Annotated in this window: 19 protein-coding genes and 1 tRNA gene; 16 read left to right on the top strand and 4 right to left on the bottom strand. The window is 59.7% G+C overall.

The window, feature by feature from the left end:
* Positions 1 to 35: 35 nt before the first annotated feature.
* Together QQK16_RS14140 and QQK16_RS14135 are read left to right on the top strand one after the other, a co-directional pair.
* Positions 36 to 815: a MetQ/NlpA family ABC transporter substrate-binding protein gene (locus QQK16_RS14140; RefSeq protein ID WP_284197129.1), complete on the top strand. Its 780-nt coding sequence runs from the start codon at positions 36 to 38 to the stop codon at positions 813 to 815.
* Between the two features lie 237 nt (positions 816 to 1,052).
* Positions 1,053 to 1,673 carry a 6-pyruvoyl trahydropterin synthase family protein gene (locus QQK16_RS14135; RefSeq protein ID WP_284197128.1) on the top strand — a complete coding sequence of 207 codons (621 nt, stop codon included), beginning with the start codon at positions 1,053 to 1,055 and terminating at the stop codon, positions 1,671 to 1,673.
* On the opposite strand, the gene QQK16_RS14130 is transcribed toward QQK16_RS14135, so the two are convergent.
* The 4 genes from QQK16_RS14130 to mutM form a co-directional block, all read right to left on the bottom strand.
* Positions 1,663 to 2,784: a VanZ family protein gene (locus tag QQK16_RS14130; protein WP_284197127.1), complete on the bottom strand. Its 1,122-nt coding sequence runs from the start codon at positions 2,782 to 2,784 to the stop codon at positions 1,663 to 1,665. The genes QQK16_RS14135 and QQK16_RS14130 overlap by 11 nt on opposite strands.
* A 128-nt stretch (positions 2,785 to 2,912) precedes the next feature.
* On the bottom strand, positions 2,913 to 3,236 hold the full coding sequence (locus QQK16_RS14125; protein WP_284197126.1) for an H-NS histone family protein: 324 nt from the start codon (positions 3,234 to 3,236) through the stop codon (positions 2,913 to 2,915).
* Positions 3,237 to 3,378: 142 nt separating this feature from the next.
* Entirely contained in the window at positions 3,379 to 5,337 is a 1,959-nt protein-coding gene (locus QQK16_RS14120) for a dynamin family protein (RefSeq protein WP_284197125.1), read from the bottom strand.
* A gap of 279 nt (positions 5,338 to 5,616) precedes the next feature.
* Positions 5,617 to 6,444 carry a bifunctional DNA-formamidopyrimidine glycosylase/DNA-(apurinic or apyrimidinic site) lyase gene (gene mutM, locus QQK16_RS14115; RefSeq protein WP_284197124.1) on the bottom strand — a complete coding sequence of 276 codons (828 nt, stop codon included), beginning with the start codon at positions 6,442 to 6,444 and terminating at the stop codon, positions 5,617 to 5,619.
* 88 nt (positions 6,445 to 6,532) lie between these two features.
* On the opposite strand from mutM, the gene QQK16_RS14110 reads away from it, so the two are divergent.
* From QQK16_RS14110 to ppk1, 14 genes are all read left to right on the top strand, one after another.
* Complete coding sequence (locus tag QQK16_RS14110) at positions 6,533 to 8,293, top strand: tetratricopeptide repeat protein (protein WP_284197123.1); 1,761 nt, start codon at positions 6,533 to 6,535, stop codon at positions 8,291 to 8,293.
* A 4-nt stretch (positions 8,294 to 8,297) separates the two neighbouring features.
* Positions 8,298 to 8,858, top strand: coding sequence for a lipoprotein insertase outer membrane protein LolB (lolB, locus tag QQK16_RS14105; RefSeq protein ID WP_284197122.1), 561 nt, complete (start codon positions 8,298 to 8,300; stop codon positions 8,856 to 8,858).
* Positions 8,855 to 9,691: a 4-(cytidine 5'-diphospho)-2-C-methyl-D-erythritol kinase gene (gene ispE / locus QQK16_RS14100; protein ID WP_284197121.1), complete on the top strand. Its 837-nt coding sequence runs from the start codon at positions 8,855 to 8,857 to the stop codon at positions 9,689 to 9,691. Before lolB ends, ispE begins: the two co-directional genes overlap by 4 nt.
* A gap of 18 nt (positions 9,692 to 9,709) precedes the next feature.
* Positions 9,710 to 9,784: transfer RNA gene (locus QQK16_RS14095), tRNA-Gln, on the top strand.
* Between the two features lie 111 nt (positions 9,785 to 9,895).
* A complete protein-coding gene (locus QQK16_RS14090) occupies positions 9,896 to 10,846 on the top strand; it encodes a ribose-phosphate pyrophosphokinase (protein WP_284197120.1) in 951 nt (316 codons plus the stop codon).
* Between the two features lie 89 nt (positions 10,847 to 10,935).
* Positions 10,936 to 11,535: a 50S ribosomal protein L25/general stress protein Ctc gene (locus tag QQK16_RS14085; RefSeq protein WP_308447039.1), complete on the top strand. Its 600-nt coding sequence runs from the start codon at positions 10,936 to 10,938 to the stop codon at positions 11,533 to 11,535.
* Positions 11,536 to 11,666: 131 nt separating this feature from the next.
* Complete coding sequence (gene pth, locus QQK16_RS14080) at positions 11,667 to 12,287, top strand: aminoacyl-tRNA hydrolase (protein ID WP_284197119.1); 621 nt, start codon at positions 11,667 to 11,669, stop codon at positions 12,285 to 12,287.
* 83 nt (positions 12,288 to 12,370) lie between these two features.
* Positions 12,371 to 13,462: a redox-regulated ATPase YchF gene (gene ychF, locus QQK16_RS14075; protein WP_284197118.1), complete on the top strand. Its 1,092-nt coding sequence runs from the start codon at positions 12,371 to 12,373 to the stop codon at positions 13,460 to 13,462.
* Positions 13,463 to 13,726: 264 nt separating this feature from the next.
* Positions 13,727 to 14,569, top strand: a complete 843-nt coding sequence (locus tag QQK16_RS14070) for a class I SAM-dependent methyltransferase (protein WP_284197117.1) — start codon at positions 13,727 to 13,729, stop codon at positions 14,567 to 14,569.
* A complete protein-coding gene (locus tag QQK16_RS14065) occupies positions 14,562 to 15,503 on the top strand; it encodes a glycosyltransferase family 2 protein (protein ID WP_284197116.1) in 942 nt (313 codons plus the stop codon). Before QQK16_RS14070 ends, QQK16_RS14065 begins: the two co-directional genes overlap by 8 nt.
* Positions 15,500 to 15,883, top strand: coding sequence for a GtrA family protein (locus tag QQK16_RS14060; RefSeq protein WP_284197115.1), 384 nt, complete (start codon positions 15,500 to 15,502; stop codon positions 15,881 to 15,883). Before QQK16_RS14065 ends, QQK16_RS14060 begins: the two co-directional genes overlap by 4 nt.
* Positions 15,880 to 17,571: a hypothetical protein gene (locus QQK16_RS14055; RefSeq protein ID WP_284197114.1), complete on the top strand. Its 1,692-nt coding sequence runs from the start codon at positions 15,880 to 15,882 to the stop codon at positions 17,569 to 17,571. The genes QQK16_RS14060 and QQK16_RS14055 overlap by 4 nt, the downstream gene beginning before the upstream one ends.
* A 255-nt stretch (positions 17,572 to 17,826) precedes the next feature.
* Complete coding sequence (locus QQK16_RS14050) at positions 17,827 to 18,099, top strand: oxidative damage protection protein (protein ID WP_284197113.1); 273 nt, start codon at positions 17,827 to 17,829, stop codon at positions 18,097 to 18,099.
* A 136-nt stretch (positions 18,100 to 18,235) separates the two neighbouring features.
* The gene (gene ppk1, locus QQK16_RS14045; RefSeq protein WP_284197112.1) at positions 18,236 to 20,320 is read left to right on the top strand and encodes a polyphosphate kinase 1; all 2,085 of its coding nucleotides are present in this window, start codon (positions 18,236 to 18,238) and stop codon (positions 20,318 to 20,320) included.
* Positions 20,321 to 20,347: the final 27 nt, after the last annotated feature.

Below are 20,347 nucleotides of genomic sequence, written 5' to 3'. Positions count from 1 at the left end.
CCCCCAAGCTCGCTGTCCATCAAAAGGAAAAAACCATGAAACTGTTCAAGACCCTGCTGCTGGCCTCTGCCACCCTGGGCGCGCTCTCCGCCCAAGCCGAGAAACTGACTATTGCTGCCACCGCCGTGCCGCACGCCGAGATCCTGGCCTTTGTCAAACCGGCCCTGGCCAAGCAAGGTGTGGAACTGGACGTGAAGGTTTTCACCGACTACGTGCAACCCAATGTGCAATTGGCTGAAAAACGTGTCGACGCCAACTACTTCCAGACCAAGCCCTACCTCGCCGAATTCAACAAGAACCGTGGCACCAGCCTGGTGACGGGGGCGGCCGTGCATGTAGAGCCATTTGGGGCCTATTCCCGCAAGATCAGGAAAATTGCCGAGCTTGCCGAAGGCGCCGTAGTAGCCATACCAAACGAAGCCTCCAATGCTGGCCGTGCGCTGGTACTGCTGGACAAGCATGGGGTCATCAAACTGAAGGACAGTCGGAATATCCTTTCCAGCGTGAAAGACATCGTCGGCAACCCGAAGAAGCTGAAATTCAAGGAGCTGGAGGCGGCGACCCTGCCACGCATACTGGACCAGGTGGATCTGGCGCTGATCAACACCAACTACGCGCTGGAAGCCAAGCTGCTGCCCACCCGCGATGCCCTGTTGATCGAGGATGCCAACTCGCCCTATGCCAACTATGTGGTGACCCGCACCGACAACCAGCACAACGCGGCCTTGAAGAAACTGACCGCTGCCTTGACCTCGTCCGAAGTGAAGCAGTTCATTGCCGAGAAGTACAAAGGCGCCGTCATCGCGGCGTTCTAGCCTTCTGGCCCCCCGAGTTCGGCCGTCCCGTGTGCCCGCAAGGGTCTGGAGCGGCCTGACTGCACCACCTACCCGTGGTGCATTGCATTGTCGTCTCACTCCATCCGTAGATGATTTGCCACGCCAAGCGCGTGGCTTTTTTTTGGCGGACTGGCACAATTGGGCTATCCCCATCCTCCTCTACGCTGCACACAGGCGCCGTGGTCTGCACCACCGGCTGTTTGCAGGAGCCATTCCATGCTGATACGCAAACTGTTCAAGTTCGAAAACGCCCACATCGTGCGCAATTGCAGTAGCGATCGCTGCCGCCACTCCATCCACGGCCATAGCTACAAGGTGGAAGTGCTGCTGGAGGCACAGGCGCTGGACCATGGCCAGATGGTGTATGACTTCGGCCTGATGAAGGGCACGATACGTGATGTGATCGACGCGTTTGATCACGCCATCTGCTTCTGGGACAGGGATGAGGCAGACTACATAGCCTGGGCCAAGCGCTATTCGCAGCGCTGGATCGCTATGCCGGTGTCGCCATCGGCCGAGCAGTTCTCACGTCTGTTCTTCGTCATCATCGACGCCATACTCAAGAACACCGCCATGGCCAATGGCGAGCAGGATGTGGTGCTGCATTCTGTGATCGCCCATGAAACCGAAACCGGTTACGCGCAATGCTTCCGCGCGGATGCCTATAATCCGCGCATGGGCCTGATCGCCTTGGAGCAGGTGATCTTCTCGGAACAATGCAAGGCGGAATGGAAAGACCCAGGCATGCTGGATAAGCTGCTGCGGGGCGAGCCCTTCCAGAATCCTACGATTGCCCTACAGGTCCAGCCCGACCCGCAGCCCGATCTCAACGGCTGAGCACGGTGGGTTGCACGCTACGTCGATAGTCCCGCACCATCAGCCAGATCAGGTAAACCGTCGCCAGCCAGGGCCAGACCTCGGAGAGTGTCTGGGTCAGGCCGTTGAAATCGCGCAGGCCGTAGCGCCAACGGAACAGGCTCAGCATGCCATAGGGCTGCGCCGTCAATGGCCACATGGCTTCTACCAGTTGGGTGAGACCAACACACAGCAAGGCCACCAGTGCCTGCCAGCGTCGCTTCAGCCGCAGCAACAGAAACAGCAGCCCCAGGCCCAGCACCCCACCTGTCAGCACGTTAACGTTGAACCAGGTGAGGAACTCATCTGGCTTGAGCAGGGCGCCGGCAAACAGCACCTTGAGCAGTAGCGATAGCAGGATCAGGCCAACGATGGCCACCATCGCACGTCGGCGGTGCGCCAGTAGGGTCACCACGATCAGGCTCACACCCATCAGGCTAAGCATGACCCCGAATGCCTCGAGCCCCCGTAGAAAGAGCAGGGCGTTTTCTATAGGCGACACCCAGGGCTGCGGTAGACCGACAGGCTGCACCACCACTCCGAACAAGGGCACAGCAGGATTCAGTTGTGAGATAAACCACAGCAGCAGCAGAATCAGGCCATAGTCGGCCTGCGAGCCCTCGCGGAACCATTGCTGGCGAAACACATGCCAGCCCCGCAGTATCAGCAGTTTGCTGAATAGGCCGGCCAATAATGCACCGACCAGACTACCGGCGGTGTTGTAGATAAGATCGAGATTAGATGGTACGCGCTGGGGCAGGAACTGCTGTACGAACTCGACCGATCCAGAGAGCATGGCACCAAATACCAGCGCGGCCAGGGGCGCAAACCAGCGACAACGGAAATACAAGGCCCAGGCATATCCCAAGGGCAGATAGGCCAATAGATTGAGCGCGTTGTCTGCCACGGTATGATAGTGCGGCAAGGGGTAGGCCAAAAACGCCCAGATAGGCTCGCCGGTATAACGCCAGCCCGAGAACGGATACCAACTGGTAACCAGTATGACCGCATGCCAGGCCAGCAAAAAATGCCGCCCCAACCAGGACGGCATGGCATCACGAGCAAGGTAGGAGATGGGCAATTGCCAGCGCATGGCGAGCAAGCCTATCACATTGGCCACGAACTACGGATTGCTTGCTACCGATATAAACGTTTCATTGCATGAAGATATTAAAAAAGGAAGCCGAACGGCTTCCTTTTTTGCAGGCTTGCGAGGCTGGCTTACACGCGCAGGCTGTCGATGCTGCCACCCTTGGCCAAATGATCGACCACCCATTGCGGCTTGCGGCCACGGCCACTCCAGGTTTGCTCAGGATTGGCAGGGTTCTTGAACTGAGCCGCCACCGGGCCGCGCTTGCCACCGCGCTTGCTGGGCAAATCGGCACCCAGAAGCTCGTTCAGGCTGAAGCCACGTTCTGCCGCGAGCTTTTGCAGGTCAGAGATAGCCTTTTGCTTGTCTTCGACTTTGCGGCGCGAAATTTCCCGCTCAAGGTCTTTTTGCAGTTGATAAAGCTGCGGCAAGGACAGGCCAGACAAGTCCACCATTTTAATTCTCCTGGATCAATTAGTGATTTTGGTCAAAAGACTGCAAATATTATGCAGTCGAATGCATCTCCGAATCAACCTATAAACCAATAAATATCCTGGCGCAAGCACTAAATATGCTATTGGTATTAAACGCTTGCTCCTAGGCAGCCTGCCTTGCCACCGGTTTCATGGCGTCATTGAGCGCTTCATAGGTCTTTTTCAAGCGCGCATCGAGCTCGTTCAATTGTTGCTGAATCACCGCATCAATCTCGCTTAACTCTTCAATCCGGTCTTCCAGCGTATCGGTCGCCTTGTGGATGCGCTTGACACTCTCCAGCCGCCTGCGCAGCTGCATCTGGTGTTCGCGTACCTGGGTTTCCATGGGGGCCATCACCGCCTTTAGCCAGTTCTCGGCATCCCGGTTGGCGACCTCATAGACATACACCACGCGGCTGGCGATGGTTTCAAAGAACTTCTTAGTCAGCTTGTTTTGCGAGGTTGTGAGAATTGCCCCAAAGGTATTGAAATGCTCGTGGAAACTCTTTTCCAGGCGGGCAATCTCCTTGTGGTATTTCAAGGTAGAGAAAGGTGGCGGCGACACGGCGCCCAAGCCATGCTCATCGCTGAACTTCTTATACATACCGGCCATCATGGCCTGGATTTCCGCTACCTGCTCAGCCGACTTGGTGATGTTGCCGTTGATATCCTTGAAAAACTTCTGCATGGCGCCGGTCAGGCCAGAGGAGAAGCTGGAGGCATCCATTTCCATCCGTATCTTGGTAATACGGTTCTTCAGTCCATCCATGCCCAGATAGCCAAACAGCACATTGGTCTGCTGCGAGAACACGCTGCGCAGTGCCTGGAAACGCTGCATGCCGCGCTCGAAATGGGCCTTCTCTTCCTGGATCTTGTCCAGCATATGCTCGATCACATCACGGTTCTTGCCGCGCAATGCAGTCAGCTCGTCCAGCTGCTCACGCACGCCTTCGCGGCGGGCATTCAGGATGCCGCGCGTGGCCAGCACCAAGTCTTCCACCTCGGTCTGGGTGTTATCACGGACTATTTCCTGCTTGAAGGGGATCAGATCATCCGACAGCGCACGCTCGAGCTTGACGATGCGGGTCTTCTCCAGCAACTCGTCGTCATCGTTGATCTTGGCCACCAGGCCCTTCTGGGCCGATACGGGGAATACCTGGCTGGTCTTGATGCCCAGCAGCTCGGCGCTGGTCTTGACCTGCTTGTCGATCTCGGCGTCGATCTCCGCTTCGCTCTTCAGGCTGTCCCACAGGCCGTCTATCTTGTTCAGCACCACCAAGCGGCCGCGTTGCCCCCCCTGGGCACGGCCGATATGGTTGCGCCAGACATCGATATCCGTCTTGGTGACGCCGGTATCGGCCGCCAGGATAAACAGGATGGCGTGGGCATTAGGCAGCAGATTGAGCGTCAGTTCCGGTTCGGTACCGATGGCATTGAGACCTGGTGTATCCAGTATCACCAAGCCCTGCTTTAGCAAAGGATGGGGGAAATTGATGATGGCATGGCGCCAGCAAGGAATCTCGATCTTGCCGTCCTGCACCGACAGTTTGTGATCAGGATCGGCGTCGTCAAATAGCCCCAGGCGCTTGGCCTCTTCCACCACCACCCATTTTTTCAGGCCTACTTGCTGAAAGGCAGCCAGCATGGCTTCGCCCGACTCGATATCGAGTTCGACCGTATGCCACTCCTCGGGATAGCGGCGATACTCGGAGGTGGTGGTATCCCCTGCGCGGGTCTCGATAGGCAACAGCTGTATGCAATTGGGCCGCGCCGCATCGTATTGCAGTTCGGTCGGACACATGGTGGTGCGGCCGGCAGACGAAGGCAAAACCCGCTGCTTGTATTCAGCGAAGAAAATCGCATTGATCAGCTCTGACTTACCCCTGGAAAACTCCGCCACAAAGGCGATATTGAGCTTGTCCTCACGCAGCTTATCCAGCAAATGCTGGATGCGCATATTGGTCTGGGCATCGTTCAGATCCTGCTCGGACAACCAGCGTTGTAAATCCCCGATGCGCTGGATTAGATTCCCGCGCCAGCCGCTATAGGCTTCAAAATCAGCAACAAGGTTGTCGTGCGACATGTTTCTATCCTCTCGCACAGCAGGAGCAGCGTGCTGGCGCATGTATAAAAAGGGCAAATGGGGGTGGCGCTTAACCCGTCAAAATCTTCAAACAGGGAAAGCGCATTTCATTGTCATTAAATAACGTGTGGCAACGCTATGCAAGCGCGGTCATCGGTCAAGCCCAGCCTTACGGCGGCCGCATATGCTACCCGCAATGAATAGGTGCATTATCCCGAGTCGCCCTGCTGGCAAGCCAATAGCCCACCCCGGCCCTGGAATGACCGGCCACGGAAACGCTCAGCGTGGCTGGCATTGCATGCACCAATAGGTTGAGCGCTGACCCAGGCGGCCTGATCGAATCGGATTACCACACTGCAAGCAGGGTTGTTCATCCCGGCCATAGACAAAATATCGCTGTTGAAAATAACCAGGCTTGCCCTCGCTATCGACAAAATCCCGCAAGGTACTGCCGCCTGCCGCGATGGCCTCGGTCAGGGTTGCCTGTATGGCCGCAACCAGTCGCTGGCAATCCGGCCGACTCAACTTGCTGGCGGGCCGGCTTGGGCGTATGCCTGCGCGGAACAGGGCTTCGTTGGCGTAGATATTGCCCACTCCCACGACGATGTGGTTATCCATGATGGCCAGCTTGATGGCCGCCTGCTTACCCAGCAGCATCTGCTTCAGATACGCCGCCGTAAAGTCTGCCTCCAGCGGCTCCGGCCCCAGATGGCAGAGCAAAGGATGGGCGAACAATTCGCCAGGCTGCCACAACAGGGCGCCAAAGCGCCGGGGATCGCGATAACGCAATGCGTATTGCCGTCCTGCGCGATGGAACAGCAGGTCGACATGATCGTGCTTGGCGGGCGGCGTATCTGCCGCGACCACTCGCAAACTACCCGACATCCCGAGATGCAGGATCAAATGGCCATGGCCGATGTCCAACAACAGGTACTTGGCCCGCCGCCAGATGCGCTGCACGCCGAGCCCAGCCACCCGCTCTGCCAGATCAGGCGGCACCGGCCAGCGCAAGCGCGCCTCGCGCACTACCGCGCCCTGCAGCACGGCGCCGTCCATCGCCGCCGCGATACCGCGCCGGGTAGTTTCTACTTCGGGCAATTCAGGCATGGTTGCTGCCGAACGGGTTAAGATGAAAGAACGAACGACTATAGCATGGTCGCAGATGCTGCCTGAGCCGGCAGACAAGGATACTGACATGACCAACCAGCACGCTTACCGTAATCGCCTGATCGCCCTGACCACCGCCCTGCTGGCCAGTTGCGCCAGCGTGACGCCGCCACCGCCCCTAGCGGAGTCAGCACCGGCTGAACCCGCAGCACCAGTGGCTGCAGCCGTAACGCCAGCTGTGGAGCCCAATTACCCCAAGCAGGAACTGACGCGCGAACTGTTGTTCGGCATGCTGCTGGGAGAAGTGGCCGTCGCCAAGGGTGACAAGCAGTTGGCCAGCGACAGCTGGCTGGAGATCGCCCGGCGCAGCCGCGATGTACGCGCCGCCGAGCGAGCCCTGCAGGTGAGTTTTGCCGCCGGACGCGTCCCCCAGGCCGTACAGGCTGCCCGCCTATGGCAGGAGCTGGATCCCGGCTCGCTGACGCCACGCCAGCACCTGCTGCATATCTTCAGCAGCACCGGCATGGTCGCGGAGGCAGGGCAGGAGCTGGGCAACTGGATGCGCGATCGCCCCAGCGATGCCGCGGGCGTGTTTCTGCGCATGCACACGCTATGGCAGCCACAGGCTGATCGCCAGGCCATACTGGCGCTGACCCAGCAACTGGCTGCCGGCTTTCCGGAACTGCCAGAGGCCGCACTGGCCATCGCCCTGGCGGCTGTCGACGCCAAGAACAACCTGACCGCCGTGGCAGCGATAGATGAGGCGCTCAAGCGCCGGCCCGGTTGGGAACAGGCCATACTGTATCGCGCCAATCTGATAGGCCAGCAGTCACCGGAGGCCGGTATTGCCTACCTGCAGCAAGCCGTAAAAGCCCAACCGAAATCGCGCGAGCTAAGGGCTGCGCTGGCACGCGAATTGAGCGATGGCAAGCAGTTGCCCGCCGCTGCAAAACTGTATGCCGAACTCAGTAGCGAGTATCCAGCCGAGGTGGAGTATCTATTAGGCCAGGCGCTGACCGCACTGCAGTTGCGCCGCTACGCCGAGGCCGAGGCACCGCTGGACAAGGCGCTGGCCCTGGGCGTGAACAAGCCAGGACTAGTGCATTTCTATCTGGGTACCATCGCCGAGGAACAAGGCCTGCTGGAAAAGGCCCGCACACATTATGTCAGCGCCAGGGACAGCGAACAGGCGGCCCAGGCCAATTTACGCCTGGCTCGTATAGAAGCCAAACTGGGCAACCGGGATGCGGCCCTGGCCACCTTGCAACTGCTGCCCGATGCCAGCAAGAACGACCAGATCACCCGAGTGCAGCTGGAAGCGCAAATATGGCGTGAACTGAAAGAGCCCGAACGGGCGAAATCGGCACTGGATGCCGGTTTGCTTGCGCACGCGGACAACCCCGACCTGCTCTACGACCGCTCCCTCATATTTGACCTGATGGGTGACGTGGCCGCCGCCGAGAGCGATCTACGCCGCTATCTGACACTCAAACCGGACAATCCGGCCGGTCTAAATGCGCTGGGCTATACCCTGGCCAACCGCACACAGCGCTACGACGAGGCCGAAGCCTTGCTCAAGAAAGCACTGGAGCAGGACCCGGACAACCCGGTGATCATAGACAGCATGGGCTGGCTGCAGTACCGCCGTGGCAATGTGAAGGAAGCCGTGATCTGGCTGGCCCGCGCCTTCGCCGCCCAGCCCGACCCGGAAATCGCCGCGCATTATGGCGAGGCACTGTGGCAGGCAGGCAGACGCAGCGAGGCCCGCAAGATATGGGCGGAAGGCAAGAAGCTGGACCCGGCACACCAGGTACTGGCCGAAACAGTGCAACGACTGACCGGTAACTGAGGCCATGCTGCGTTACTACCTGATGGTGGCCCTGGCCGCCCTGCTGCTGGCTGGCTGCGCCACCCAGATGCCGGCCCCTGGTGCGCTCAGCCAGATCCCCGAGCGCTACACGGTCAATGGCCGGGTGGCCGTCAATGCCGCTGGTAAGGGCTACAGCGCTCGCTTTAGCTGGATACACGACAACCAGCGCGACACAGTGGACGTCAGCAACCCGCTGGGGCAGATCATGGCCAGGGTAGAGCTGGACCCAAGCGGCGCGCGCTTTTTTGACAGCGACGGCAAACTGCGCAGTGCTGACGATGTGGAAGCCCTGAGCGAGCGGGAACTTGGCTGGCGCCTGCCTGCCAGCGGACTGCGCTTCTGGCTCTTGGGCTTGGCGGCACCCGACCGCCCCGCCTTCTGGACCCAGGACGACAACCATAGGCTGCTGGAACAGGATGGTTGGCAAATACGCTTTCCGCTTGATGCGGGCACCCATGCGCCCAGCCGCCTGACCCTGAACCGCCCCGACCTGGAAGTTCGCATTGCGCTTTATGACTGGCAGCTGTCCAGCACCCAACCATGACCTATCACGCCTTCCCCGCCCCCGCCAAGCTCAACCTGTTTTTGCATGTCATAGGTCGCCGCAGCGATGGCTACCACCTGTTGCAAACTGTTTTCCGTCTGATAGACCACGGCGACACCTTGCATATTGCCATCGACCACAGCGGCGAGATCGTGCATGAGAACCCGCTACCCGGGGTGCCTGCCGAGCAAGACCTGATCATCCGCGCCGCACGCCTGTTACAGCAAGCCAGTGGTAGCCGGCTAGGTTGCCGCTTGCGGCTGGATAAGCGCCTGCCCATGGGGGGCGGTCTCGGCGGTGGCAGCTCGGATGCCGCCACGACACTGATGGCGCTGAATCATTTGTGGGGCACCCGCTTCAGCCGCGAACAATTGCAGGCCCTGGGCTTGCAACTCGGTGCTGATGTGCCGGTTTTCATCTTTGGCAGAGACGCTTTTGCCGAAGGTGTAGGCGAAGCGCTACAGCCTATATGCCTGCCAAATCAATGGTATGTCGTACTTATCCCACCCGTCTCCGTCCCTACGGCAGAGATTTTTTCCGATCCGTGCTTGACAAGGAACAGCGAGCCCATAATAATGGCGGCCTTTCCGAACGAGCAGATGCACAACGATCTGCAAGCAGTAGCCGTGAGGAAGTACCCGATCATCGCTGATCACCTTGCCTGGCTTAGCCAATTTGGCAATGCAATGATGACCGGTTCCGGTGCTTGTGTATTCGCTGCATTCGATACACAAGTAGAAGCCGAGCGTGTTATTACAGCCCTGCCTGCCACAATGCAAGGGTTTAGCGCGCAAAGCATGATGCAGCACCCTTTGTTCGATCTGCTGGATTGAAACCAGTCGGGCAGATTTAGGGGAGTCGCCAAGTGGTAAGGCATCGGATTTTGATTCCGACATTCGTAGGTTCGATCCCTACCTCCCCTGCCAGTTTTCATCAAGCGTTTGGGCGGCACGCCGATGCGCTCACCTAACGCAAAAAGAAACCAGAAAGCGTGTAATGGCGATTACACGCTTTCTTTTTTTGTCAAGGATCAGGACATGGCCTACGAAAGTTTGATGGTCTTCACCGGCAATGCCAACCCTCAGTTGGCCGACGCCGTAGCCAAGCACCTCGACATTACCGTCGGCCGTGCCACGGTAGGTCGTTTCAGTGACGGCGAAGCCACTGTCGAACTGCTGGAAAATGTCCGTGGTCGCGATGTATTCGTGCTGCAATCCACCTGCGCGCCCACCAACGACAACCTGATGGAAGTCCTGTTGATGGTCGATGCGCTGAAGCGCGCTTCGGCTGGCCGCATCACGGCTGCCATGCCCTATTTCGGCTATGCCCGCCAGGATCGCCGTCCCCGCTCGGCCCGCGTGCCCATCTCGGCCAAGGTTGTGGCCAACATGCTGCAGGCTGCTGGCGTGGATCGCCTGCTGACCGTCGACCTGCACGCAGACCAGATCCAGGGCTTCTTCGACATTCCCGTGGACAACATCTATGCCACGCCGGTCCTGCTCGACGATGTTCGCACCAAGAATTACGAAGACCTGATGGTGGTCTCGCCTGACGTGGGTGGCGTGCTGCGTGCCCGTGCCATGGCCAAGCAACTGAACACCGAGCTGGCCATCATCGACAAGCGCCGTCCCAAGGCCAACGTGGCCGAGGTGATGCACATCATCGGTGACGTGGAAGGCCGTACCTGTTTGATCATGGACGATATGGTGGATACCGCCAACACCCTGTGCAAGGCCGCCGAAGCACTGAAGCAGCACGGCGCCAAGCGGGTGATGGCCTACTCCACCCACCCAGTACTGTCCGGCCCCGCCATTGAGCGTATCGCCAATAGCGAACTGGATGAGCTGGTGGTCACCGACACCATTCCGCTCAGCGATGCCGCCCGGAAGTCCAGCCGCATCCGCATGATCAGCCTGGCACCGTTGCTGGCTGAGACGCTGCGCCGCATTAACAACGAAGAGTCGGTTTCCACCCTGTTCGTTGACTGATTCTCTGCGGCTGTTTCTTCGGAAACGGCCGTTTACCCAAGCATCACCTGGTCGCGGGTGATGTTTTTTTGTTGCTTAGGAGCAATTCCATGACCATCGAAGTTATCGCCAACAAGCGCGTCGAACAGGGCACCGGAGCGAGCCGCCGCCTGCGTCGTGCAGGCAAGGTTCCCGGCATCATCTACGGCGCCGGCCAAGAGCCTGTTGCTGTTGTGCTGGACCACAACAACCTGTACCACGCCATGCAGCAGGAAACCTTCCACGCCAGCATCCTGAGCCTGAACGTGGACGGCAAGACTGAGTCCGTGCTGCTGCGCGACGCCCAATACCACCCCTGGAAGCAGATCGTCATGCACGTCGATTTCCAGCGCGTGGACCCGAACGCCAAGCTGCACACCAAGGTGCCATTCCACTTCATCAACGCTGATGTGGCTCCTGGCGTGAAGCTGGGTGGCGGCATCGTGTCGCACGTCATGAACGACGCCGATGTGTCCTGCCTGCCAGGCCAACTGCCCGAGTTCATCGAAGTGGACCTGAAGGACCTGCAAGCCGGTCACTCGATCCACTTGTCCGACCTGACCCTGCCGGCCGGTGTTGAATTCGTGGCCCTGAAGCATGGCGACAACGCTACCGTGGCGACCATCCTGTCGGTACGTGGCGCCGCCACCGAGGAAAGCGCTGCCGCTTAATCGGTCGCGTTTACCCTAGACGGCCCGCAGCCTATACAGGCCCAGCGGGCCGTTTCACATTCCGACGAAGGCAAATTCGGCTGCACTGCCAGATACGCTCCGTCGTTGAACCTAATACTTGATGGCAAGCCATGAGCACTGCACCGCTCCCCATACGTCTGGTGGTCGGCCTGGGTAATCCCGGGTCGGAATATGTTGATACGCGCCACAACGCCGGCTTCTGGTGGGTGGATGCGCTGGCACGCGAGCTAGGCACGGGGCTGCGGGTCGAGAGCAAGTTCATGGGGCTGGCAGGACGCGCCAAGCAGGGCGATGAGGAGGTTTGGCTGCTGCAGCCAACCACTTATATGAATCGCTCCGGCCACGCGGTAGCTGCGCTGGCGCGCTTCTACAAAATACTGCCGCAGGAAATCCTGGTGGTGCACGACGAACTGGACCTGCTACCCGGCGAAGCCAAGCTGAAGCAAGGTGGCAGCCACGCCGGCCACAATGGCCTCAAAGATATACAAGCCATGCTGGGCAGTGCCGATTTCTGGCGTTTACGCCTGGGCGTAGGCCACCCACGCACCCTGGGTTTGAACCAGCCGGTGGTGGATTTCGTACTCCATCGGCCCCGGCAGGATGAGCAGCCGCAGATAGAGGATGCGATCGCCCGCTCGCTGGCCGCCTGGAAATGGCTGTCCCGCGGCGAATTCAGCAAGGCCACCATGCTGGTCAACACCAAGCCCAAGATTGCCAAGCCCGAGGCCTAAGGCGGCCAGCACGGCATGCTTTTCTCCTCACCGCAGGCACCCCAACACGCATTAGAATTACCCTTTCCCCAAAGGAACACGCTATGAGTCTCAAATGCGGCATCGTCGGCCTGCCCAACGTCGGCAAGTCCACCATGTTCAACGCCTTGACCAAGGCCGGCATCGCTGCCGAGAACTACCCCTTCTGCACCATTGAGCCCAATGTTGGCATCGTCGAAGTCCCAGATCCGCGCCTGAAGGCGCTGTCGGCCATCGTCAATCCGCAAAAGATCCAGCCTGCCATCGTTGAGTTTGTCGACATCGCCGGTTTGGTGGCGGGCGCCAGCAAGGGCGAAGGCCTGGGCAACCAATTCCTGGCCAATATCCGCGAGACCGATGCCATCGTGAATGTGGTGCGATGTTTCGATGATGAGAACGTGGTCCACGTTGCAGGGCGTATTGATCCGCTGGCCGATATCGAAGTCATCGTCACCGAACTGGCGCTGGCCGACATGGCTGGCGTGGAAAAAGCCATACAGCGCGAAGGCAAGAAGGCCAAGTCAGGCGACAAGGAAGCGCAAAAGCTGGTGGCCGCCTGCGAAAAGCTGCTGCCCCACCTGAACGAAGGCAAGCCGGCCCGCACGCTGGCCCTGACCGATGAAGAAAAGGCCTTGCTCAAGCCACTGTGCCTGCTCACCATCAAGCCGGCCATGTATGTAGGCAACGTGCTGGAAGACGGTTTCGAGAACAACCCCCATCTGGATCGCCTGCGCGCCCATGCCGCCGCCGAAGGCGCGCCGGTTGTCGCGCTGTGCGCCAAGATCGAGATGGAGCTGTCCGACCTCGAAGAGGAAGACAAGCAAGCCTTCCTGGCCGACCTTGGCTTTGAAGAGCCTGGGCTGAACCGCTTGATACGCGCAGGCTACAACCTGCTGGGCCTGCAGACCTACTTCACCGCTGGCGTGAAGGAAGTCCGCGCCTGGACCATCCATGTGGGCGACACCGCCCCCCAGGCCGCTGGCGTCATCCACACCGACTTCGAGCGGGGCTTCATCCGGGCACAGACCATTTCCTTCGACGACTTCATCAGCTACAAGGGCGAGCAGGGCGCCAAGGAAGCCGGCAAGATGCGGGCCGAAGGCAAGGACTATGTGGTCAAGGATGGCGATGTGATGAACTTCCTGTTCAACGTCTGATTGGCAGCCTTCAAGGGGGAGCGCCCAATGTTCAGGTGCACTCCTCCGTTCGCCTGGCTCGTTGTGCCCCCCGCGAAGGCTTGCGTGCCGCCGATGACAGTTCACCAGAAAAGCAGCCGCTGCCTGTTGTCACCTAGCGGTGGCATCGACGGCGATGACGGTCCGTGAAATAACCGGCATGAGCACTTTCTCGCCCAGTCATGTCTCCTGTTTGGGATTCCCCCGCTGCGGCCCTGCATCCCCGCCAGCGGCCAAAGGCACTCCATGAGCGATCTAGAATCTGCAACCTGCCCCCTTTGCGCCAGCACCACGGCCAAAGCCCTGTATGAGGGCCGTTTTGCGCCTTATGGCCTGATGTCTTGCCAGGCATGTGGGCTGGGCTATCTCTCGCCCCGTCTGACCGAGGCCGCCATGCTGGCGCATTACGCCAACGATCAATACTTCTCTGGCGATCAGCATGGCTACAACAACTACGCTGCCCAGGCCCCTGCGCTCCGGGCGACATTCCGGCGCCTGCTGCAGACACTGGCAAAGCAGGGGCGTACCGGCGGCAGCCTGTTGGAGATAGGCTGCGGTTTTGGCTATCTGCTGCACGAGGCACAGCCCTATTTCACGCGCAGGGTGGGGACGGATTTTTCTGCAGAGGCTGTGCGTACCGCGCAAACGCATGCCGATGCCGTCTATGCCGGTGGTGTGGCGGCGGTCCCCAGCGGGGAGCTGTTCGACTGCATCATTGCCACCCACGTCATCGAGCATACCTATCACCCGCGTGAATTCATCCGGGATTTGCTGCTGCACCTACGTCCAGGCGGCTCGCTCATTATCGCTGCACCCGATGCCGGCAGTTTCTGGCGCAAGCTGATGGGCTATCGCTGGCCCTCCTTCAAGCTACCGGAGCATGTGCTTTATTTTGACCAGTGCACCTTGCACCGGCTGCTGGCGGAGTGCGGCCTGGAGACGCTACAGACGGTTCCCTATCCTCATGCCTTTCCCTTGCCGCTGATTGCCGCCAAGCTTGGGCTTACCCTACCGGCCTCGCTTGGCCGGCACGCTTTGTGGCTGCCCAAGACAACGATCGCAATAGCAGGAGTCAAGCCCAGTGTCTGAACTTGCGCGGCAAGCCTGTGACCTGTCCGTTGTCATCCCCCTGTACCGCGAGGGCGTGCATCTGGGCGATACGGTGAAGGAGATCAGCCGAGTCTTGGAGGGCCTCGAAACCCGCTATGAGCTGATCCTGGTAGACGACGGTTCGCCCGACGATACCTGGCAGGCCATTACCGCGCAGGCGAAGCACAATCCGGCCGTCAAGGGCTTGCGCCTGAGCCGTAACTTCGGCAAGGAGGCTGCGCTTGCCGCCGGCCTTGAGCAGGCCTGTGGCAAGGCGATTGTGGTGATGGACGGCGATTTGCAGCATCCGCCCACCTTGATCCCTACCATGCTGCAATGCTGGCGCGATGGCGCAGAAGTGGTTGAGGCGGTAAAGCAGTACCGGGGCAAGGAAAGTCTGCAGAGCCGGGTCAGGGCCCAGGTGTTCTATCGCACCTTTGCCCTGCTGGCTGGCTACGACCTGCGCGGTGCGTCGGACTTCAAGCTGATAGACCGGCGTGTGCTCGAAGCATGGCGCCATATGGGCGAGCGCAACCTGTTCTTCAGGGGCATGAGTGCTTGGCTTGGCTTTCGGCGCGTGCAACTGCCATTTGATGTGCCGGAGCGCGCTGGTGGCCAATCCACTTGGTCGGTGTTGAAACTCACCAGGCTGGCCATGACGGCCGTCACCTCGTTCTCTTCCGCGCCCTTGCACCTGATTACCCTGGCAGGCATGGGGTTCATGCTGTTCTCCCTGATACTGGGTATGCAGACCATCTATCTCAAATTGGCGGGCAAGGCCGTCGATGGCTTCACGACCGTGATCCTGCTGCTGCTGATCATAGGCGGTGCTGTCATGCTGGGCCTGGGCATCATCGGCACCTATGTGGCGCGCATCTATGAGGAAGTCAAAGGCCGCCCCCGCTACATTATTGCGGAACAGGTTGAGCAATGATCCTGGGGCAGGCCGGTCGCTATCTGGTCGCAGGCGGGTTGGGCACCCTGGCCCATCTGGGCGTGATGACGCTCTGCGTGGAAAGCCTGGGTGTGCGGCCCGTTGCGGGCGCGGTGGTCGGTTTCGCAGCCGCCGTGGGCGTGTCTTATGCGCTCAACCACTCTTGGACATTCCAGTCGAGTCGTTCACCGGTGCAGAGTTTCTGGCGCTTCCTGCTCGTCTCCATCCTGGGCCTACTGATGAACACCGGCATGATGTTTGGCCTCGTCCACTACCTGGGCTGGTGGTATCTCAAGGCACAGTTAAGCGTCATCCTGATTGTGCCGGCCACCAATTTCCTGCTTAACCGATACTGGTCATTCTCCACCAGGGCCGAATGAACACGCCTATCGAGCCATCACTAGCCACCTCTGGTCATACTGCACACTGGCAGCTTCGGGATAGTCATGCCTTGCTGCTGTTGCTGATCATTGCCGTGACCCATTTTTACGGCCTACTTTCCGGCGGGTGGCGCGGTGATGACCCAGCCATCCTGTGGCACGCCATGAACTCTAGCGGCCTCAGTGCATTCCACGATCCGGCGGACTGGCAGAAACTGTCGCCCAATAATCTGACCCCCTGGATAACCCTGTCCTTCAAGCTGGATCTCTGGTTGGCTGGGCCAGACCCGCTGTTCTTTTACCAGCACCAATTGCTCTCGCTCTGCCTGGCGGCGACCGCCGCCTATGCCCTGGGCCGATGCTGGCTGCCCTCGGCCTGGTCGCTCGCATTTGCATGCTTGTTCCTTGCCGGAGCGCCCACTACCGCCGTCGTAGAGGCGCTGATGACCCGGCACTACCTGGAAGGTTTACTGTTTGCCATCCTGGCTGTCATCGCCTTTGTGCTGGCACAGCGCCGCCGGCATATCGGATGGGTGGCACTGGGCGCTCTGGCCTACGCGCTCGCCGCGACGGCCAAAGAGATATTTGTGCCGCTCCCCCTGGTCTTGCTGGCTATGCCGCCTTTCGGCCGTATAGCTGAGCGCGCGCGCCTGCTTGCCCCTTACTTCTGCGTCGCCCTCGCCTATGTGATCTGGCGGCAGTACATGCTGGGCGGCCTGACGGGCGGCTACGCTGCTGGTCAGGCCCTGGACCTGCCGGCCCTGCTGACGCAAACCATCCAGACCTTCGCCGGTTTCCCCAGGCTCATACTGGGGCCGTACTGGCCACTACCGACGATCATTCTGGGCGCAGCGCTGACCTTCTACCTATCCAAGCGGCCAGCAGGCCTGCCGCTCGCCCTTATGCTAGGTCTGTGCCTGCTTGGCCCCCTTGTGCCGCTGGTGTTTTTCCCCGGCATACATAGCCCCGATCGCTATCTGTTCCTGGTCTGGTTTGCGGTAAGCCTGGCAAGCATCTTGTCCGTGCGATTCGCGGTCTTGTATCTGCCTGGTGGCAAGGTGGTACAGCGTGGTGGTGCGGCCTTGGTCTTCCTGATGACCATCGTCCCCCTGATCGGCCAGGACCGGGCGGTGTCGGCAGTGCGCCAGACCTACTACCAAGAATATGATGTACAGGGAAAGTTCATGCTTGAGGCCGGCGCCGAGCAGGCATGGATACCCTCGCCCACGCTTACCTCCACCTACTGGTTTGTCACTCAACTCTGCGAAATCAAGCGCAGTACCGGGCTAAGCTGCCCAACCGTGCTGTTCAAGGGTGTCCCAGCGGCGGTGCCGGTGCGGCAGTTATACCGCTATGACCCGCAGCAGAAACAGATGGTGGATATCTCTGCCCGCCTGGAAGCAGAGATTGCGCAAACCATGGCCGTGGACGAAACAAGGCCGCTGACTGCCAGGGTATCGATCGAGAACGGCCACGCTGCTTGGCAGTTTGGCCCCTATGAGGGGGGGCAGTACTTTATTGCCTCCGCCAGCCTGGGGCGCTACCCGGTATCCAGAGTCGGCTCGATCAAGACGGCCCTGACGGCCGTCCCCCTGCACCTGCAGTACGAGTCCCCTGAGGGTTGGACCACGCGCTCGCCCTTGCTGTGGGTGAGGCCAGGGCAGCCCATAGACTGGGTAAGGCGCTAAGAGCCTGTTCAAAGGCACGGCGGAGAAATACCGCTACCGCCTCAGCAGGCGTGCTTCCGCATGGCGCTGAAGACCATGTAGCGCTACGATATGCGCCTAGACAGCTGGTCGCTCCTCTGCAAGACGAGCGCCAAGCCCCGACATGCTGCGCAGCGCTGGTGTAACTGGCCTGGAGCCAAACATTCGGCTTGCCGTGGTGATGGCCAGTCACGGCGGCGTAACGAACATCTGTTAAGTTTCAACAAGGATATTGATATGACCAGAATGGTAAATTGCATCAAGCTGGGCCGCGAAGCCGAAGGGCTGGATTTCGCGCCGCTGCCGGGCGAGATGGGCAAGAAGATATTTGATTCGGTCTCCAAGGAAGCCTGGGCTGCCTGGGTCAAGCACCAGACCATGCTGATCAATGAGAACCGCCTCAATCTGGCCGATGCTCGTGCACGCCAGTATCTGTCGCAACAACTGCAAAACTATTTCTTCGGCAGTGGTGCAGACGCCGTACAGGGCTACGTGCCGCCCAAGGAATGATTCCGGGTAGCAATGGATATCAATGGCCGCCTTGTGCGGCCATTTTGCTTCATGTCCATTAGCCCGCATTCGCAATATCGCCACCGCGCTATACTGCAACGTTACCTGCCCAACTGGGCTCAAAGCCAGACACACCATGAACCAGGCACTCTTGGAACACAGCACCGAACTCTTTCTCAATCGCGAACTGGGCTTGCTGGAATTCAACCGGCGCGTGCTGGCTCAGGCGGAGGAGGAAAGCAACCCCCTGCTGGAGCGGCTGAAGTTCCTTTGCATCGTGTCGTCCAATCTCGACGAATTCTTTGAGGTGCGGGTGGCCTGGATCAAGGAAAACATCCGCATGCATACGGCAAGGCCGGCACCGGATGGCCTGTCGCCGGAAGCCGCCTTCCATCGTATCGCCATCGATGCCCATGCACTGGTGGAGCGGCAGTACAAGATACTGCGCGAGGTTGTACTGCCGGAACTGGCGCAGGAAGGTATCGTCTTCCTGCGCCGGACCATGTGGAGCGATGCGCAGCGCCAATGGGTGCGCGAGTATTTCGACCGCGAACTGGCGCCGGTGCTCACACCTATCGGACTCGACCCGGCCCACCCCTTCCCTCGCCTATTGAACAAGAGCCTCAATTTCGTGGTGGAGCTGGACGGGCGCGATGCTTTTGGTCGCAGCTCAGGTGTGGCCATCGTGCAGGCCCCTCGCATCTTCCCCCGCTTTATCAAGCTGCCGCCGGAGGTATCCGGGGTAGAGCACGGCTTTGTCTTTCTCTCCTCGGTACTTCACGCCCATGTGGACGAACTGTTCCCCGGCATGGAAATGCGAGGCTGTTACCAGTTCCGGGTTACCCGTGATTCCGATTTGAATGTGGATGACGAGGACGTCAAGGATTTACGCGCCGCCCTCCAGGGCGAACTGAGCCAGCGCCAGTTCGGTGACGGCGTACGGCTGGAGGTGGCGGACAACTGTCCGCATCATATTTCGGATTTCTTGCTGGAACAGTTTGGCCTGGATAACGAAGACCTGTATCGCGTGGACGGGCCGGTCAATCTGGTGCGTTTCATGCAGGTACCGGATCAGGTAGACCGGCCTGACCTGAAGTTCCAGCCGTTCATGCCCGGCGTACCCAAGGAGCTACGCAAGCAGCCCGACCTTTTTTCCGCAATACGCCACGGCGATGTACTGCTACACCACCCGTTCCAGAGCTTCACACCAGTGATCGATCTGCTGCAGCAGGCTGCACGCGATCCGCATGTGGTCGCCATCAAGATGACTGTGTACCGCACTTCCAAGGATTCCGCCCTGATGGAGGCCTTGATCGAGGCCGCCGAGGCTGGCAAGGAGGTCACTGCGGTGGTGGAACTGATGGCTCGCTTTGACGAGGAGGCCAATATCAATTGGGCGGCCAAGCTCGAGCGCGTGGGTGCCCATGTGGTCTACGGTGTCTATGGCTACAAGACGCATGCCAAAATGCTGCTGATCGTCCGTCGTGAGGAAGGCCGCCTGCGCCGCTATGCCCACCTGGGTACAGGCAACTATCACCAGCGTACAGCCAAGCTGTATACCGACTTCGGTCTGATGACGGCCAATGAGGAGAAGTGCGCCGACGTCAACGACGTGTTCATTCAGCTGACTGGCATGGGCAACCCCGGCAAGCTCAAACACTTGTGGCAGTCGCCATTCACCATGCATTCGTCGATGATTGATGCGATCAATCGTGAGGCCAACATCGCTCGCGCCGGGCGCCGTGCCGTCATCATCGCCAAGATGAACTCATTGCTGGAACCAGCTCTGATACAGACGCTTTACGATGCCAGCCAAGCCGGCGTCTCCATCCATCTGATTGTGCGTGGGGTATGTACCCTGCGGCCAGGTGTGAAGGGGCTGAGTGAGAACATCAAGGTACGCTCGATAGTCGGCCGCTTTCTCGAGCATACGCGCGTGTTCTTCTTCCATAACGATGGGGCAGAGGATCTTTATCTCGGCAGTGCCGATTGGATGGGGCGTAACTTCTTCCGCCGCATTGAAGTGGCCTTTCCCATCTTCGATCTCAAGACCAAACGTCGCATCATCCGCGAAGGCTTGCGCCCGTATCTGGTGGATAACAGCCAAGCTTGGGAAATGCAGCCGGATGGGCGCTACCGCAAGAAGACCGCCCGCGGCGACCATAAGCGCAATGCTCAAGCCATGCTGTTGGCCGAACTGGCTGCCAAGGACCGGGATTGAATATAGGGGTGCTACGGCGCCCCTTTT

Origin of the sequence: Chitinimonas prasina (assembly GCF_030160395.1) — a bacterium.
GTDB lineage: Bacteria > Pseudomonadota > Gammaproteobacteria > Burkholderiales > Chitinimonadaceae > Chitinimonas > Chitinimonas prasina.
This window is presented reverse-complemented; position numbering and strand designations above follow the sequence as displayed.